Source organism: Lentzea aerocolonigenes, from assembly GCF_000974445.1.
Taxonomy (GTDB): Bacteria; Actinomycetota; Actinomycetes; order Mycobacteriales; family Pseudonocardiaceae; genus Lentzea; species Lentzea aerocolonigenes.
On sequence record NZ_BBOJ01000001.1, the window covers coordinates 702,552 to 718,904 of the forward strand.

Sequence of the window (16,353 nt, forward strand, 5' to 3'; positions counted from 1 at the left end):
TTGCTGACTGCACGCGGGGACCCCGCGTACTCCAGGAAAGTACGCGGGGTCCCCGCGTACCGTCTGAAACAGGGGGAAATCAGCCGGCTAGGCGATCCAGGGCGTTGCGGACGTGGCCCTTCGTGTCCTCCAAGGCAGCGGCCGCACGTTCGGTCGGCACGCCGGAAAGCAGGTGCACCAGCGCCACCTTGAGGTCACCGGACGCGTCCGTCAGCGCCTGCTCGCAGTCGCCCGCGGGCAGGCCCGTGGCCTCGTGCAGGATCCGGATCGTCCGCCCGCGCAGCTTCGCGTTCGTGGCCCGCATGCTGACCATCAGGTTCGAGTAGGTGCGGCCGAGCTTGACCATCACGGCCGTGGAGAACGACGTCAGCACCAGCTTCTGCGCCGACCCGGCCTTCATCCTGGTCGACCCGGCGATCGCCTCGGGGCCGGTGTTCAACGCGACCAGGACGTCCGGCTCGAACGGCACCGACGCGTTGTTCGACACCAGCACGGTTCGTGCGCCAAGCGCTTGCGCCTCCTGCAGCGCGCCGATCACGAACGGCGTGCGCCCGGACGCCGTCACGCCCACGACCAGGTCTTTCGCGGTCGCGTGGCGGCGGATCTGGGCCGCGCCGGAGTGGTCCTCGACCTCCTCGACCGCGCGGACGAGGGCCTCGGGGCCGCCCGCGTGGTGGGCGACGAACCAGTCGGCGGGGGCGTTGAACGTGGGCACCAGCTCGGCGGCGTCCAGCGTGGCCAGACGGCCGGAGGTGCCGGCGCCGACGTAGTGGACGCGGCCGCCGGACATGATCGCGGTGACGCCGAGGTCGACCGCGCGGGCCAGCTCCGGCAGTGCCTGGGCGACCGCCGACGGGACGGTGCGGTCCTCGTCGTTGATCATGCGCAGCACGTCGATCGTGGAGACCCGGTCGATGTCCGTGGTGCGTGGGTTCCGTTGCTCGGTCGGAGAGTCCACGCGCACCACCACACCGTTCCGGGGGGAGATCATTTAGTCGTCTCCCGCGGCCGCCTGCGGCCGTCTGGTCTCGCGCCCAGCCGGTGGCCGGACACCGCTTCGTAGGTCGCCTCCAGCGCCGTCTTCGCCGTGTCGACGTGGTGCTGGGCGACGCCGATGAACAGGCAGTCGATCACGGTCAGCTGCGCGATGCGGCTGGCCATGGCGCCCGAGCGGAACGTGGTCTCGCGCGCGGCCGTGGTCAGCACGAGGTCGGCGACCTCGGTGATGGGCGAGCGCGGGAAGTTCGTCAGCGCCACCGTCGTGGCGCCGGCTTCGCGCGCGACCCGCAGCGCCTCGACGGTCTCCACGGTCGAACCGGTGTGGGAGATGCCGACGGCGACGTCCTGGCCGGTCAGCACGGCCGCCGACGTCAACGCGACGTGCGTGTCGTTCCACGCGAAGCAGGTGAGGCCGATGCGGTGCAACTTCTGCTGCAGGTCGAACGCGACGAACGCGCTCGCGCCGAAGCCGTACGCGTCGACGCGGCGTGCGCCCGCGACGGCCTCTACGACCTTCGCGAGCGACTCCACGTCGAGCTGTTCGGCGGTCTCCTCGACCGCGCGGGCGTCGGCGAACGCGACCTTGCCGACGACCTGCTTGAGGTCGTCGCCGGGGCCGATGTCGCCGCCCATGTCGTGGTTGGCCCTGGCCTGGCTGCGGGCGGTGTCCGCGGCGAGCGCGATGCGCAGCTCCGGGTACCCGCCGACGCCGATGGCCTTGCAGAACCGCGTCACCGTCGTCTCACTGGTGCCCGCCTGCTCGGCGACCTCGGTGATGCTGCGGTGCGCGACCGTCGCCGGGTTCTCCAGCACCACCTTCGCGACGCGCTGCTCGGCGCGCGCGAGACCCGGCAGCAACGACCGGATCTTCACCAGCGGACTCGACTCGGCACTGCTTTCAGTGGACACGTGGGAAACTTACTAACCGCCATGGCGAGGGTCAACGCACTGTGTCCGAAAGTCACCCTGTCGGCGCTCGCTCAGCGGACGTCGGGGCGCTTCCTGGTCGAGACGGCGATCCGGTTCCACGAGTTGATCGTGAAGATCAGGGCGATGAGCTGCGCGAGCTCCTCCTCTTCGAAGTGCTTCGCGGCCTGCTCGTAGACCTCGTCGCTGACGTACTCGTGGCTGCTCAGGACGGTGATGGCCTCGGTCAGCCGCAGCGCGGCCTGCTCCTTCTCGGTGTAGAGGTCGCCTGCTTCCTCCCACGCGCTGAGCAGGTAGATGCGGGCCTCGGTCTCGCCGCCCTTGCGGGCGTCGACGGTGTGCATGTTGAGGCAGTAGGCGCAGTGGTTGAGCTGGGAGGCGCGGATGCGGACGAGCTCGGCGAGCTGCTCGTCGAGACCTTCGCGGGCGGCGGCGTCGAGGGCGATCATGGCGCGGTAGACCTTCGGTGCCTTCTTGGCGAGGTCGATGCGGTTCGTCATGTCAGTGAACCTATGCCGCTGATTGGCCCTGGGCATGGTGCAATCGGATCGTGGAATCGTGGGCCAATCTTGACTTCCACCTGGACCTGTCCGGTCCGGGTGGCCTGCGGCACCGGTTGACGGCGTCGCTGCGGGAGGCGGTCCGGTCGGCGCGGCTGCCTCCGGGGACCCGCCTGCCGGCCTCGCGGTCGCTCGCCGCCGACCTGGGGATCGCGCGGAACACCGTCGCGGAGGCGTACGCGGAACTCGTGGCCGAAGGGTGGCTGACCGCTCGTCAAGGTTCGGGAACCGTTGTCGCGCAACGGGTCGCGCCACCTCCTCCGGTGACGCGCCGGGCCGTGGACGCGGACGTGCGGTTCGACCTGTCGGTGTCCACACCGGACATCACCGAGTTCCCGCGCACGGAGTGGGTCCGCTCGACGCGCCGGGCGTTGATGGCGGCGCCGTCGGAGGCGTTCGGGCCTGGTGACCCGCAGGGCCGGATCGAGCTGCGGACGGCCCTGGCCGAGTACCTGGCGCGGGCACGTGGCGTACGGGCCGACCCCGAGCGGATCGTGGTGTGTTCGGGGTTCGCGGACGCGGTGCGGATGTTCAACCGGCTGCTCAAAGGTCCTGTGGTGGTCGAGGAGTACGGGCTCGACTTCCACCGGTCGTTGTGGAAGTCGACCGTGCCGTTGGCGGTGGACGACCACGGCGCGAACACCGAGCAGCTGCCGGACGACCGTCGTGCGTGCGTGCTCACGCCAGCGCACCAGTTCCCGTTGGGAGGGCCCCTGCACCCGTTGCGGCGCGCGTCGGCGGTGGAGTGGGCACGGCGCGTGGGTGGCGTTGTGCTGGAGGACGACTACGACGGTGAGTTCCGCTACGACCGGCAGCCCGTGGGAGCGGTGCAGGGGCTGGACCCGGAGCACGTGGTGTACCTGGGCACGTCGAGCAAGGCGTTGTCGCCGGCGTTGCGGATCGCGTGGATGGTGCTGCCGGACCGGTTCGTCGATCCGGTCCTGGCGTTGAAGACCGATCGCGAGCAGTACATCAGCATGCTCGACCAACTGACGTTGGCCGACTTCTTGTCGTCGGGTGCGTACGACAGCCATGTGCGACGAATGCGGTTGAAGTACCAACGGCGGCGCAACCGACTCGTGGAGGCTGTCTCGCCGTACGCGTCGGTGTCCGGTATCGCGGCCGGTATGCACGCCGTGCTCGACACACCGCACGAGAGCGCCATCGTGCAGACGGCACGCGAATGCGGGATCGAGGTCAGTGCTCTCTCGTCGTTCCGGCACGAGCTGAGCGACGACGACCGCACGGGAATCGTGGTGAGCTTCGGAGCGCCCGCGTTTCCACGGGCGCTCCAGCCGTTCGCCGCGGTGCTAGCGGCTTGCTGCTGACCAGCCTTCTGCCGTGACGTTCCCGCGTGCGTGCACGTAGACGCCACGGCCGTTGTACTGGCCTGCCTTCGTGTAGACGAAACGGGACTTGACGGGTTCTGTCGGCACCCAGCGGCGGCTCGTCGTCGTGATCGTGCGGACGTCCTGCCACTGCGTGCCGTCCCAGTGCTGGATCGTCAGCTTGTCGCCCTTGTCGACGTCGACGAAGACCTCGACCGGGCGGTCCGCGGTGAGAGTGCCGCCGGAAGTCGTTGCGCGCCACTGCCTTCCGTTCGCCTTCACGGCGAGCGCGTTGGCCAGACCGTCGGTGACGACCCGGCGCGCGGGGTTCACGCTGCCCCAGTCGCGGCTGGGGTGCACGCGGTTGGTCAGCAGGATCGCGATCGACCGTGAAGCCTTGTCGATCACGAACGACGTGCCGGTGTAGCCGGTGTGGCCCGCCGTGCCCGGTCCGCTCAGCCCGCCCATGTACCAGCGCTGGTCGAGCTCGAAGCCGAGTCCGTGGGCGTTGTCGGGGAACTGCTGGTTGAAGTTCGTGAGCATCAGCTCGACGGAGTGCTCGGTCAGGATCCTGCGGCCCTGGTAGGTGCCGCCGTTGAGAATCGTCTGACCGAGGATGGCGAGGTCTTTGGCGGTGCCGAACACACCGGCGTGTCCGGCGACTCCTCCGAGGGACCACGCGTTCTCGTCGTGCACCTCGCCGCGGACCATGCCGCGTGGTGGCGCGGACTGGAACTCCGTGGCGGCGGTGCGGTCCTTGGCCTTCGGGTTGTAGCCGGTGTCCTTCATGTTGAGCGGCTTGGTGATGCCGTCTTTCACGGCCTGGTCGAGCGTCTTGCCGCTGACCTTGTGGACGAGTTCGCCGAGCGTGATCAGGTTCAGGTCGGAGTAGACGTACGTGGTGCCGGGGGTGGATTTCGGCTTCACGTCCATGACGGCCTTGATGCGTGACGGGACGTCTGGGTACAGCTTCCACAACGCGATGAACGGTTCGAGGCCGCTCGTGTGTGTGAGGAGCTGCTTGACGGTGATGTTCTCCTTGCCGTTCACGCCGAACTCGGGCAGGTAGGTGGCGACGCGTTCGTCGATGTCGACCTTGTGCTGCTCGACCTGCTGGATCACCGCGATCGACGTGAAGAGCTTGGAGATCGAGGCGAAGTCGAAGATCGTGTCCTTCTGCATCGGGACGCGTTCTCGTTCTGGCAGCTGGGTTTCCTGGTCTTGGTAGAGCACCGCGTAGCCCGTGCGGTCGTGCGTGACGATCTTGCCGTCGTGCACGTACATCGTGACGGCGCCGGCGAAGAGCGGTTTGCCGTTCGCCTGGGGCTTCTGGAACTCGCGGAGCTGGCGCAGCGCGGTGTTGATCGGTGCCGGGTCGAGGTTCGCCCAGTACGGGTTCGACTCGCGCAGCGTCGTCCAGGGGTGCGCGAAGCCGTCCTGGGGCTGGTCGAAGTGGCCGGGGATCGCGGCCGTCACGAGTGCGACGGCCAGTGCAGGGATGAGCATGGCGTCCTCACCGGTAGCGCAGGTAGGGCAGGCGGGTGCGGCGGAACTGCTGGAGCTCCTGCTGCCACGCGCCGACGATCTCGGCCAGGTCCGCCCCGGCGTCGATCATCCTGCGCAGCCGGTCGGAGCCGCTGAGCTTGTCGATCCAGTTGTCGGGCCGCCACGCGAACACACCGGGGTACAGCGACTTCGCGGTGATCAGCATGGCTGTTGCGGCCTTGATGGCGTCGAAGGAGTGCGGATCGGTGACGTGCAGGGTGACACCGCCGCAGGTCTTGCCCTGGAACTTGTTGAACGTCGGCGAGAAGTAGGTCTCGCGGAAGCGGATCCCTTTGAGGTTGAGGGTGTTGAGCTGCTCGGCCCAGCGCCAGTCGATCCCCGGTGCGCCCACGGTTTCGAACGGGCGGGTGGTGCCGCGGCCCTCTGAGAGAACAGTGCCCTCGAACAGGCACGTGCCGGGGTAGACCAGCGCGGTGTCCTGGGTGGGCATGTTCGGGCTCGGTGGCACCCACGGCAGCCCGGTGTCGAGATCGTTCCGCCGCCAGTGCTTCACGTTGACCACTTCGAGGTGCGTCTTGACGTCGAACTCGCCTCGGAAGAAACGGGCCAGTTCGCCGACGGTCATGCCGTGCTGCTGCACGATCGGCTTGAGGCCGACGAAGGTGGCGTAGGCGGGGTCGAGCTGCGGGCCGTTCGCGGTGCCACCGACGGGGTTCGGGCGGTCCAGGACGATGAAGTCGAGGTTCGGTGCGGCCTGCATCGCCGTGTACATCGTCCAGATGTACGTGTAGAAGCGCGCGCCTACGTCCGCGATGTCGAACACGAGCGTGTCGATGCCCGCTTTCGTGAACATCGCTTGGATCTTCGCGGCGTTGGCGCCGTACGTGTCGTACACCGGGATACCGGTGCGTGGGTCCGCGTAGTCGCCCTCGGAGCCACCGGCTTGTGCGGTGCCGCGGAAGCCGTGTTCGGGGCCGAAGACGGCGAGCGGTTTGGCGTCGAGGGCGACCATCGAGTCGACGATGTGGGTCTGGTCGGTGAGGACACCCGTCGGGTTCGTGAGCACGCCGACCTTGCGGCCCTTCAGCTTGCGCCAGCCGTCGCGCGCGAGCTGCTCCGCGCCGGTGACGAGCTTCGGGGCCGCGGTGGCGGTGCCGGTGGTGACGAGGGGGACGGACAGTGCGCTTGCAGTGAGGAAGCTCCGCCTTCTCACCAGGTCACTCCGTGTCCGAACGGGTAGGGGGTCGGGCCGGGCACGTCGACGGGGAGCTTGCCCTGAGGCTTGGTCTCGCCGAGCAGGATCTTGGCCAGCGCTTCCATGGAAACGGTCGTGGTGGAGTAGGTGGCGAGCCACGTCTTGGCGTTGCCGTACGCGACGTCGTACGGGTTGCCGGTGGCGGCCGCGATGACCGGTTTGCCGGTGGCGACCAGCTGGTTGAGCAGGTCGAGCTGCGCGGGCCTGGTGCTCAGGTTGTTGGTCAGGACGACGATCTTGTCGGCGTTCGCCGCCGCTGCCAGCGCCTGTTGGATCTGCTGCGGCGTGGGGCTGGTCGCCGTGACGACCTTGGCGGCCTTGAGCCTGGTCGCGAGGGTCGTGGTGGCGTCACCGGTGCCGACGACCAGGGGGGCAGCGGCGTTCAGCGGGATCGCCTGGGCGTCGTTGCGGACGGCCGTGATGGTGCGGTCGGCGATGGCCTGGGCCCGTTGCCCGTTCGATCCGACGATCTGGTCGACCTTGTTCTCGTCGGCCTCGGCGTTCAGCATGACGCCGCGCAGGAGCTTCATCTTGAGGATGCGCAGGACGCTCTGGTCGATGCGCTGCTCGGAGATCTCACCGCTGCGGACGGCCTTGACGACGCTGTCGATCGCGAGGCCCAGGTTCGGCGGCATCAGCAGCTGGTCGACGCCCGCCTTGATGGCGAGCACCGGGATCTCGGCGTCGGAGTGGAGCTTGCGGACGCCGGCCATCTCCAGCGAGTCGGTGATGACGACGCCGTCGTACTTCAGCTCCTCGCGCAGCAGACCGGTGATGATCTTCGGGCTGAGCGTGGCCGGGTTGCCGGACGGGTCGATCTGCGGCACCTGGATGTGCGCGGTCATGATCGAGTCGATCTTCGCGGCGACGGCGGCCTTGAACGGCGGTGCGTCGATCTGACGCCACTGGTCGAGGCTGCGGTTCGAGACCGGCAGGGCGGTGTGGCTGTCCTCGGACGTGTCGCCGTGGCCGGGGAAGTGCTTGGCGGTCGAGGTGACCGAGTTCGGGTCGAACCAGCGGCGGCCCTCGTAGCCCTGGATCTGGGCGCTGAGCATGTCGGCCGCGAGCTTCGGGTCGCTCGAGAAGCTGCGCACGCCGATGATCGGGTTGGCCGGGTTGGAGTTGATGTCCGCGTCCGGCGCGAAGTTCTGGTTGACGCCCATCGCCCGCAGCTCCTGGGCGGTGATGCGGGCGGCCTCCTCCGCGTCCTGCGTGCTGCGGCCGGCGCCGAGGGCCATGTTGCCGGGCAGCTGCGTGGCCGGCGGGCCGATGCGCGTGACGAGACCCATCTCCTGGTCGGTCGAGATGAGCAGCGGGATGCGGCTGGCCTTCTGCAGGCCGTTGGAGAGCTGCGCGATCTGCTTGGGGGTGTCGATGTTGTCGCGCGTGGAGTTGTTGAAGTAGATGACACCGCCGGGCTGGTACTTGCGCACCACGTCCGCGGGGGTGGCCACTCCGAAGTCGGTCTGGTTCTTGGGGTGCGGGACGTCGGCGGCCTGGCCGTTGACGTACGTGACGAAGAGCTGGCCGACCTTCTGTTCCAGCGACATCCCGCGCAGCGTGGTCACAGAGGCGTCCGCTCTCGCCACCGGCGTGAGGGCGACCATTGCTGTGACCAGCGTCAACGCGGCGAACTTCCGCACTGTCCGAGCCTCCCGGTGATGTTCCCACAGGTAACTGGCGTATTTCGCAAGTTACTCACGGCAGCGTGGTGGGTCAACGGGCGGACATTCTGCCTTTCGGCGGGTTCTGTTGCCGTAACAAGCAGACGGGGCACCCTCGAAAGGGTGCCCCGTCTTCAGCGCGGGCTTGCGAGTTACCAAGCGTGCAACTCGTGTCGTACAACCCTGGCCTCGGCGTCCGGCGTCCCGGTACGCAGGCCCTAGACGACAAGCCTCCCGCGGCGTGCTGCGCGTGGGTACTCGAAGTCCGCGCACGGAGCCCTGCCGGGGTGGAGTCTGGCTTCTCTTCGCCAGGTCCCTGGCCGACCCGAGGTCCGCACCACCATTTAAGTGCGTGCGGGCGGTCACAGCAAGGGCTCGGAAGGGTGCACCGTTCAAGCCACGTTCAGTAGTGAAAGTACTGGCGTTTCTGGATTTGTGAGCATTTGTTCGCGTTCGGGTACCGCCACCAGGGCGGCACCGTGCACTCACGCGGGCACCACGTGTGCGCGGTGTTGCCGCTACTCGCCGGTACGTGTCTCGAAGGGTGCGTATGTCCATCACAGACTTGACTAGTCGCGGTTCCGCTTGCGCCGCAGGCCGTACCAGGCGGCGCCGGCCGCGGCGACCGCGCCGAGGCTGATGGCCGTGACCGCGACGGCCTTGCCCGACGGGGTGGGGATGCGGGCGCGCAGGCTCACCGGGTCGACGAACTGCTGCACCGGCCAGTCCTTCTCGAGCGCGATGCGGCGCAGGCCCCGGTCGGGGTTCACGACCGTCGGGTGGCCGACGACCTCCAGCATCGGCAGGTCGGTGACGCTGTCCGAGTAGGCGTAGCTCCGGGAGAGGTCGTAGCCGTGCTCGGCGGCGAGCTGCTTGATCGCGACGGCCTTGTTGTCGGCCGCGCAGTAGAAGTCGATGTCGCCGGTGTAGCGGCCGTTCTGGATCACCATCTTCGTGCCGACGCTGTAGTCCGCGCCGATCATCTCCGCGATGGGGGCGACGAGCTCCGCCCCGGACGCGCTCACGATGACGACGTCGTGGCCCTGCTCCTTGTGGTCGGCGATCAACTGTGTCGCTTCTTTGTAGACGAGTGGATCGACGATGTCGTGCAGCGTCTCGCTCACGATGCTGCGGATCTGCTCGACGTCCCAGCCCGCGGCCAGCGCGGTGATGTGCGCGCGCATGCGGTCCATCTGGTCCGCGTCCGCTCCGGCGAGCATGAACACGAACTGCGCGTAGGCGCTCTTCAGCACCGCGCGGCGGTTGATCAGACCCTCCTGGAAGAAGGGACGACTGAACGCCAGCGTGCTCGACTTCGCGATCACGGTCTTGTCGAGGTCGAAGAAGGCGGCGATCCGACTCATGTACCTCAGCTTAGGTGTACTCGTCAGTAGGCCGTTCGGGCGGCATTTCGTTCGTGTACGAAACCGTTGTGCGCCACGGTTACCGAAACTTGCTCCGTAGCAGTTGCCGAAGTTGCGCGCAGGACTGGCGCAGGGGGATACAGTAGGAGAGTCCGGTTCGACGGACGGGTTCAGTCCGACCCCCCGGGACTGAACCATTGACGACCCCCGTCCCTCCCCCCTGGCGGGGGTCGTCCCATATCCAGAGCCCGTTTCCCCGTGGCCTCGACTGGACCTCTGCCGCCCTTTCCCGGCAACCCCTCAGAGTCGCACACACCCCCGACAGTGCCGGTGTCCAAGGGCTCTCAAGATCGCGACTTGTCCACACCCGCCGATTTGTCCACATCTGGATCACTCCCCGTTGTGTCGTTCATCACGACAGTCGACGGTGGACCCCATGACCCACCCCATCGCCCTCCTGACCGACGACACCCTGCTGGACGAGGTCCTCCGCGTGGCGGCAGCGGCCGACTGCCAGCTCACCTGCGCCCCGGACGTGACGTCCCTGCGCGCCCAGTGGCACACCGCCCCCTTGGTCCTGCTCGACCCGCCGTCGGTGTCCGCGTGCCTGGACGCGGGCTTCCCCCGCCGCGCGGGCGTGCTCGTGATCCACGGCGGCGACCCGCCGTGGGCACCAGCCGTGGCCCTGGGCGCCGACGCCGTCCTGGAACTGCCCACCGAGGGCCGCTCCCTGGTGAGCGCTCTCAGCGACCTCGGCGAAGGTCCACCGTCAGACCGCGGCCGCGTGGTCTCCTTCGTGGGCGGCAGAGGCGGCGCAGGAGCCTCGATCCTGGCCGTGGCCTGCGGCCGCGAGGCCGTGGTGGCCGGAGGCGAAGCGATGCTCGTCGACTGCGACCCGCTGGGCGGCGGCCTGGACCTGGCCCTGGGCACCGAGTCCGAAGAGGGAGCCCGCTGGCCAGGCGTGCACTGCACAGGCGGCCGAGTCCCGATGTCGGCCCTGCGAGCGGCCCTCCCCACCTCCGGCAGCCTGAGCGTCCTGGCCTGCGACAGAGCAGGCCCAGACCCAGAACCAGCAGCGGTGGCAGCAGTCCTGGACGCAGGCCGCCGAGCCGGCAACACCGTGGTCTGCGACCTCCCCCGCCACCCCACGGCAGCAGCGTCGGCAGCCCTCGACCGCACAGACCTGACCATCCTGGTCGTCCCAGCCGAAGTCCGAGCCACAGCAGCCGCCACCAGACTGGCCACCCACCTGCTGACCCAGGGCCGAACCATCCGCCTGGTGGTCCGAGGCCCGTCCCCGGGCAACCTCCAAGCCACCGAAATGGCCGACGTCATCGGTGTCCCCCTCCTGACCCAGATGCGCCCGGAACCGGGCCTGCCCGAGGCACTGGAACGCGGCCGCTTCCCGCGCAACCCCAAGGGCCCACTGGCCACAGCAGCCCGCCTGGTCCTGAAAGAACTCCGCCCATGACCGCACACCACGCCACGCACGCCGCCGCTACTCGGCTCAGCCACCGGAAGCCTTTGCGCAACAACAACATCGCCCAACACCACGACCTGCCCACCTAACCGCAACCAGCCCCGCCCAGCTCGCCACCAGGTCCGCTCGCCCACCGCGTGGCGCTGTCCACCCGACCCGCCGCAGCGCCGCCTTCGAGCCTGTCCGCCCGACCCGACTGTTCGCGCGGCTAATCCCAAACAGCCCTTTCCACCCAACGTGTCTGGCTGCGACGCCCAGCCGCACTCCCGAGTTCACCGAGCCGAGCAGCCCGCCCCCTCCGGGCGGCCGGCCCCGCCTGCCTGCCCAAATTTCCTGCGAGCGAAAGGAACCAGCCGTGACCCGCCTCCGAATCTGGTGCCGGATGTTGCTCAACCTCATCCACTACGGCCGCCCCACCCCACCTCCGTACATCTTCAGGGAGCCCCCGAAATGACCCGCTTCCTCGCCTGGTGCCACGAAACCTGGCTCCGAGCCACCGGCCGGGAAATCCCCCGAGGCCGCCACGCCCGCCACCCGAACCACGACCGACCCGCCGCCCTGACCACCCAACGCCACCCGGAGCCGGCGACATGACCACCCGCGCCCGCCTCATCCGGAGGGCACGACACAACTGCCACTGAGCCGCTCGCGCACACCCGGAATCCGTGCCATGACGGCAGTCCGGATCACCCACGTCCACCTGGAGTCGTGCCGTGACCGCAGTCTGAATTGTTCGCGCCCACCGGTAGGCGCGTCATGACCGCCGCCCGCACCAGCTCGGAGTCGGCGCCATGACCGCAGACCTGGTCACCCTCGCCGACCCGGAATCCGCTGTGTGACTGCAGTCCCGCTCATCCGCACCACGTGGAGGGCGTGCCGTGACCGCAGTCCGGATCACCCACGCCCATCCGGAATCCGCGTCGCGACTGCAGTCCCGCTCACCCAAAGCCAGCGACATCACCCGTCCGCATCCCCCCGACCACGCGAACCCGACGCCAAGCCCGCACCCCGCCAACCCACCCCAGAGGCCGCACCATGACCGCCGCCCTGATCGACCGAGTCCGCCACCGCCTGGCAGGCGCCGACATCGAAATGACCGCCGCAGTAGTAGCCCACGCAGTCCGCTCAGAAGCCGGCGGCGTCCTGGCCGACTCAGACGTCCTGGAAGCGCTCCAGGTCCTCCGCCAAGAGTTCAGCGGCACCGGCCCCCTGGACCCGCTCTTGGCCGACCCCGGCACCACCGACGTCCTCGTCACCGCACCGGACCAGGTCTGGGTCGACGGCCCCAACGGCCTGCACCGCACCGCGGTCACCTTCCCCGACGAGGACGCGGTCCGCCGCCTCGCCCAACGTCTCGCGGTGGCCGCCGGGCGTCGCCTCGACGACGCCTCGCCGTGCGTCGACGGGTGGTTGCCCAGCAGCGGGGTCAGGCTGCACGCCGTTCTGCCGCCCATCGCCCACAGCACGTGCTTGTCGTTGAGAGTCCTCCGCCCGGCCACTCACGACCTGAAAGCGTTGCAGCGGCTCGGAACGTTCGACGCCGAGATCGCCGACGTGCTCGACCAGATCGTCCGCAAACGCCTGGCGTTCCTGGTGATCGGCGGCACCGGGTCGGGGAAGACGTCGTTGTTGTCGGCGCTGATCGCGTGTGTCCCGCACACCGAACGGGTCGTGTGCGTCGAGGACGCCGGTGAGCTGCACCCCGACCACCCGCAGTTCGTGCGGTTGCTGGCGCGGCCCGCGAACGTCGAGGGAGCCGGCGAGATCACCGTCAGGAACCTCGTGCGGGAGGCGTTGCGGATGCGGCCAGACCGGATCGTTGTCGGTGAGGTGCGGGGTGCGGAGGTTCGCGAACTGCTCATGTCCCTCAACACCGGGCACGAAGGTGGCGCCGGGACGCTGCACGCCAACTCTCCTGCCGAGGTGCCGGCGAGGCTCGAAGCGTTGGGGGCGTTGGGCGGGCTCGACCAGCAGGCGTTGCACAGTCAAGTTGCTGCTGCGGTACGGCTGGTGTTGCACATGCGCCGTGACGGCAACTCGCGCTACCTCAACGAGATCGGGGCGTTCGTCCGCAACGGGAAGACGCTTGAAGTTCGTCCTGTCTGGACGCGAAAGGACGGCTGGCAACAGAAGGAGCTGCTGTGGTGAGCCTCCTGCTGCTGGCAACGGCACTCATCGCCTGGCCCCAGCTCAAGCCACTCCGCAGGCTCAGGCCCGCCGACAAGCGAGAAATCGTTGTGCCGCCGTACATCTGGCTGGCAGCGGCGGTCGTCGTCACGTACCTGGCGGCCGGCATCGGCGGACTGGTCGCTGGGGCCGTGCTCACGACCGCGATCTACCGGATCCTCAGGCACGGCAAGCGGAACAAGGCCCTCCGAGAGGCGACTGAAGCGCTCAGCAACGGGCTGGGCGGCGTGATCGACGAGCTGCGTGCCGGGGCCCATCCCGCGGCGGCGGCCGAAGGTGCTGCGCAGGACACACCTGCTCCGGCGGCGGAGGTGTTGAAGGCCGCTGCGGCCACGGCGCGGCTGGGTGGTGACGTGGAGCGGACGTTGCGCGAGTTGCGTCAGCCGTTGCTGAAGCCGGCGGTGGAGCAGCTGGCCAGGGCGTGGCGCGTGTCGGCGAAGCACGGGGTGGCGCTGGCCGACGTTCTGGACGCCACCCGGCGCGACCTTGACCAGCGGGCGGCTTTTGCGCGGCAGGTGCACGCGCGCATGGCCGGGCCGCGGGCCAGTGCGGCGGTGCTGGCCGGGCTGCCGGTGTTCGGGGTGTTGCTCGGTGAGCTCAGCGGTGCCAGGCCGTTGCACGTCCTCGTCGGCACGACGGCGGGGCAGGTTCTGCTGGTCCTCGGCGCCCTGTTCCTCGCCGGTGGGCTGTGGTGGACGAAGCGGATCACGGAGGTGGAGCCGTGACGTTCCTCCTCCTCGCGTTGGCGGTTCTCGCGCTACCGGTGTCGCCACGAGCGATCGCACGGTTGAGGCCCCGAGCACACGATCCGCCGCCTGCCACCAAGAAGAGCGACGATCCGTTCGAACGGGCCGCCGCGTGGGACCTGCTGGCCGCCTGCCTGCGGGCCGGGCTGCCGGTGCCCACGGCGATCCAGGCGGTCGGCATCGAAGAGCTGAGTCGGGTTGCCGAGCTCCTGCGGCTCGGGGCCGACCCGGTCACGGCGTGGGCGCCCGCGCTGGAGTTGCCCGCCACGGCGAAGCTCGCGAGGGCCGCCAGGAGGACCGCGCGGTCCGGGGCGGCGCTCGCCGGGCAGGCCGCCGAGCTCGCCGAGCGGACCAGGGCCGACGCGGCTGACCGGGCGGAGGCGAAGGCGCAGAAGGCCGCAGTCGCCGTGGCCGCGCCACTCGCGCTGTGTTTTCTGCCGGCGTTCCTCTGCCTCGGCGTCGTTCCGGTGGTGCTGGGGCTCGCCGGTCAATTCCTCACCTGAAGGAGACGAGAGATGGAACTGCTCAAGGACGACAGCGGCATGAGCACCGTGGAGTAGTCAACTGTGTGGCTATGCATCCCCGGGACACCGTCAGTCTACCAGCGGGGATGGGTGTTTTCATGATCAAATAGCCGTGTGGATCGCCGTGTGCGTCGCTCCACGGGTGGCAGGTCCCGGAGCTGCGGAGACGGGGTGCGGGCCGAGCGGCATTGCCCTGCTCCAGGATGTTTCTCGGGGCTGCGCGGCAAGATCAACAACTGTAGGGGTTAAGGGCATCATTGACGCCCTCGCATGCGCTCATGAGACACTTGCCACGTGACCGCGCCTCAGGCTGGCCGTACGAGCCCGACCGAGAGCGATTCCTTCTCGGGCTCATTGCTGGCGCCCTCTGTGTGGTTGAGCGAGTGGGTAAAGATCTGGCGCGCATCTTGGGAAATGAGTGCTCAGCAGCGAACGCTGCTTCGTCTGCTTAGTGTCTTGCTGATGCAGGTGGCTCAACTCGTCGTGCGGCGACTCGTCCAGCCTGCCACTCCGCTTCAGCGCTCCATGCTGGCTGATGTTGTTGCATCCCCGCATGTCACGCGAGGCCCAAGCTTCTACCTGACCCAGGCCAATCAATCCTGGGGAGCATTCGCCGCGTAAAGCGCTGAGGGTGCTCCCTACCTGAGTCGTAGGAGTCCCTCGCTATGGGCGGCAACGCCTGCTTGAGCGTCGCTGAGTACGGTGCCCCTTGGTGGGCGATCCTCGTCTTCGGCACGCTCTGGCTGCTCATCTCAGGCAGCCTGCGCTTGCTAGAAAAGATCATCGAGAGCGAAAATCTCAAGGACCTCATCCTCCGGCTGTGCGCGATGGTGGGGTTGTCTTCGAAGAAGTTGACGGACAGCCAGGCGCGCATTGTGCTGGACAAACCCGAGGTGTCCGAGGAGCCGTCGAAGGACGACACTCGTAGTCTGGAGCTGAAGAACAAGCCCCCGCCAAAGAAGCGTCGTCGCGGGCAGGGTAGGCGCGACAGGGAACGTGGAAGGCGTGGTCGGCCGAAGCAATGACAGCCTCCGGTCATGGTGGTTGATCAGCAGGATTTCATTGAGCACACAACCGTGTCACGTTGGTGCACCGGGGGCATCACTCGTTCGGCTGCCCGCCGTTTGGTGCACGTCGACTGCGGCATTGAGCGGACCTGGACGGCCGCTTCCGGCTTGGTTTCTACCTAGGTAGACAGCAGGGCATCTACTTAGGTAGATTCTGGGTCATGGCAGAGCCGAAGATGACGGCGCACACCCAGGAGTTGCTACACGTACTTCTTGGGCGTCGCACCGGGGAGGGGCGGCGGCACGAAGTGCTGACGCGCGGCTTGTACGGCCTGGAGCTATCCAAGATCACGGGGCTTCCAAACGGCACCTTGTTCCCTGCGCTTGAACGTCTACGGCAGGCGGGCTGGGTTGAGCGGTACTGGGAGCAGGACGAGGTTGCCGAGGCTGAAGGTCGTCCACGGCGGCGGTACTTCAAACTCTCTGCCCAAGGTGCCCAGGCGGCTCCTGCCGCCCTTGTCCGGGTCGCAGCCGAAGGGTCCCTCAAAGGTGCACACGCCTTGCGCCCTGGTTTGGCGGGTGGCTTTTGATGACGCCGGACGGTGAAGGTGTGGGGTCTGGTGACGGGCGGTTAAGGCGTTTATGGCAGGTTTCCGAGTGGGTTGTAGATTCAATCAACCGTTTCGTGCGTGCCACAGTATCTAGCGGTCGTGACGAATTCCGTTCGATCGTGCCGAGAGTCTTCTCATCCGACTCTGCCTCTGGAGCTATGGACTACACGTCGATGCACTGGGTGGACGGAGCGA

Annotated in this window: 14 protein-coding genes; 7 read left to right on the plus strand and 7 right to left on the minus strand. The window is 68.2% G+C overall.

The window, feature by feature from the left end:
- Positions 1-79: 79 nt before the first annotated feature.
- The 3 genes from AOM45_RS03500 to AOM45_RS03510 form a co-directional block, all read right to left on the minus strand.
- On the minus strand, positions 80-991 hold the full coding sequence (locus AOM45_RS03500; protein ID WP_030469437.1) for an N-acetylmuramic acid 6-phosphate etherase: 912 nt from the start codon (positions 989-991) through the stop codon (positions 80-82).
- Complete coding sequence (locus tag AOM45_RS03505; protein WP_162185691.1) at positions 988-1,908, minus strand: MurR/RpiR family transcriptional regulator; 921 nt, start codon at positions 1,906-1,908, stop codon at positions 988-990. The genes AOM45_RS03500 and AOM45_RS03505 overlap by 4 nt, the downstream gene beginning before the upstream one ends.
- Positions 1,909-1,979: 71 nt before the next feature.
- Positions 1,980-2,426, minus strand: a complete 447-nt coding sequence (locus AOM45_RS03510; protein WP_030469435.1) for a carboxymuconolactone decarboxylase family protein — start codon at positions 2,424-2,426, stop codon at positions 1,980-1,982.
- Positions 2,427-2,476: 50 nt separating this feature from the next.
- Between AOM45_RS03510 and pdxR the strand changes: the two genes are divergently transcribed.
- Positions 2,477-3,814: a MocR-like pyridoxine biosynthesis transcription factor PdxR gene (pdxR, locus tag AOM45_RS03515; RefSeq protein WP_201779877.1), complete on the plus strand. Its 1,338-nt coding sequence runs from the start codon at positions 2,477-2,479 to the stop codon at positions 3,812-3,814.
- Here pdxR and AOM45_RS03520 read toward each other — a convergent pair.
- The 4 genes from AOM45_RS03520 to AOM45_RS03535 form a co-directional block, all read right to left on the minus strand.
- Positions 3,797-5,320, minus strand: a complete 1,524-nt coding sequence (locus AOM45_RS03520) for a serine hydrolase domain-containing protein (RefSeq protein ID WP_051783974.1) — start codon at positions 5,318-5,320, stop codon at positions 3,797-3,799. The genes pdxR and AOM45_RS03520 overlap by 18 nt on opposite strands.
- A gap of 7 nt (positions 5,321-5,327) precedes the next feature.
- A complete protein-coding gene (locus AOM45_RS03525; protein ID WP_156094021.1) occupies positions 5,328-6,533 on the minus strand; it encodes an exo-beta-N-acetylmuramidase NamZ family protein in 1,206 nt (401 codons plus the stop codon).
- Positions 6,530-8,182, minus strand: a complete 1,653-nt coding sequence (locus AOM45_RS03530) for a glycoside hydrolase family 3 protein (protein WP_051783993.1) — start codon at positions 8,180-8,182, stop codon at positions 6,530-6,532. Before AOM45_RS03530 ends, AOM45_RS03525 begins: the two co-directional genes overlap by 4 nt.
- Before the next feature lie 626 nt (positions 8,183-8,808).
- The gene (locus AOM45_RS03535) at positions 8,809-9,603 is read right to left on the minus strand and encodes an HAD-IB family hydrolase (protein WP_051783973.1); all 795 of its coding nucleotides are present in this window, start codon (positions 9,601-9,603) and stop codon (positions 8,809-8,811) included.
- Between the two features lie 436 nt (positions 9,604-10,039).
- On the opposite strand from AOM45_RS03535, the gene ssd reads away from it, so the two are divergent.
- The 6 genes from ssd to AOM45_RS53710 all read left to right on the plus strand — a co-directional run bounded on the left by ssd (position 10,040) and on the right by AOM45_RS53710 (position 16,137).
- On the plus strand, positions 10,040-11,074 hold the full coding sequence (gene ssd, locus AOM45_RS03540; RefSeq protein WP_030469429.1) for a septum site-determining protein Ssd: 1,035 nt from the start codon (positions 10,040-10,042) through the stop codon (positions 11,072-11,074).
- 1,044 nt (positions 11,075-12,118) lie between these two features.
- Entirely contained in the window at positions 12,119-13,231 is a 1,113-nt protein-coding gene (locus AOM45_RS03545) for a TadA family conjugal transfer-associated ATPase (RefSeq protein WP_030469428.1), read from the plus strand.
- On the plus strand, positions 13,228-13,995 hold the full coding sequence (locus tag AOM45_RS03550; protein WP_059362202.1) for a type II secretion system F family protein: 768 nt from the start codon (positions 13,228-13,230) through the stop codon (positions 13,993-13,995). The genes AOM45_RS03545 and AOM45_RS03550 overlap by 4 nt, the downstream gene beginning before the upstream one ends.
- Positions 13,992-14,519 (plus strand): type II secretion system F family protein, encoded by a 528-nt coding sequence (locus AOM45_RS03555; protein ID WP_030469426.1) that lies wholly within the window; start codon positions 13,992-13,994, stop codon positions 14,517-14,519. The genes AOM45_RS03550 and AOM45_RS03555 overlap by 4 nt, the downstream gene beginning before the upstream one ends.
- A 686-nt stretch (positions 14,520-15,205) precedes the next feature.
- Positions 15,206-15,565: a hypothetical protein gene (locus tag AOM45_RS03560; RefSeq protein ID WP_030469425.1), complete on the plus strand. Its 360-nt coding sequence runs from the start codon at positions 15,206-15,208 to the stop codon at positions 15,563-15,565.
- Positions 15,566-15,783: 218 nt separating this feature from the next.
- Positions 15,784-16,137: a helix-turn-helix transcriptional regulator gene (locus tag AOM45_RS53710; RefSeq protein ID WP_369406682.1), complete on the plus strand. Its 354-nt coding sequence runs from the start codon at positions 15,784-15,786 to the stop codon at positions 16,135-16,137.
- Positions 16,138-16,353: the final 216 nt, after the last annotated feature.

Bases quoted from the DNA above. Each gene is read 5' to 3' on its own strand.
- AOM45_RS03500 (WP_030469437.1), bottom strand. From the start codon at position 991: ATGATCTCCCCCCGGAACGGTGTGGTGGTGCGCGTGGACTCTCCGACC.
- AOM45_RS03510 (WP_030469435.1), bottom strand. From the start codon at position 2,426: ATGACGAACCGCATCGACCTCGCCAAGAAGGCACCGAAGGTCTACCGC.
- AOM45_RS03520 (WP_051783974.1), bottom strand. From the start codon at position 5,320: ATGCTCATCCCTGCACTGGCCGTCGCACTCGTGACGGCCGCGATCCCC.
- AOM45_RS03530 (WP_051783993.1), bottom strand. From the start codon at position 8,182: ATGGTCGCCCTCACGCCGGTGGCGAGAGCGGACGCCTCTGTGACCACG.
- AOM45_RS03535 (WP_051783973.1), bottom strand. From the start codon at position 9,603: ATGAGTCGGATCGCCGCCTTCTTCGACCTCGACAAGACCGTGATCGCG.
- ssd (WP_030469429.1), top strand. From the start codon at position 10,040: ATGACCCACCCCATCGCCCTCCTGACCGACGACACCCTGCTGGACGAG.
- AOM45_RS03545 (WP_030469428.1), top strand. From the start codon at position 12,119: ATGACCGCCGCCCTGATCGACCGAGTCCGCCACCGCCTGGCAGGCGCC.
- AOM45_RS03560 (WP_030469425.1), top strand. From the start codon at position 15,206: ATGGGCGGCAACGCCTGCTTGAGCGTCGCTGAGTACGGTGCCCCTTGG.
- AOM45_RS53710 (WP_369406682.1), top strand. From the start codon at position 15,784: ATGACGGCGCACACCCAGGAGTTGCTACACGTACTTCTTGGGCGTCGC.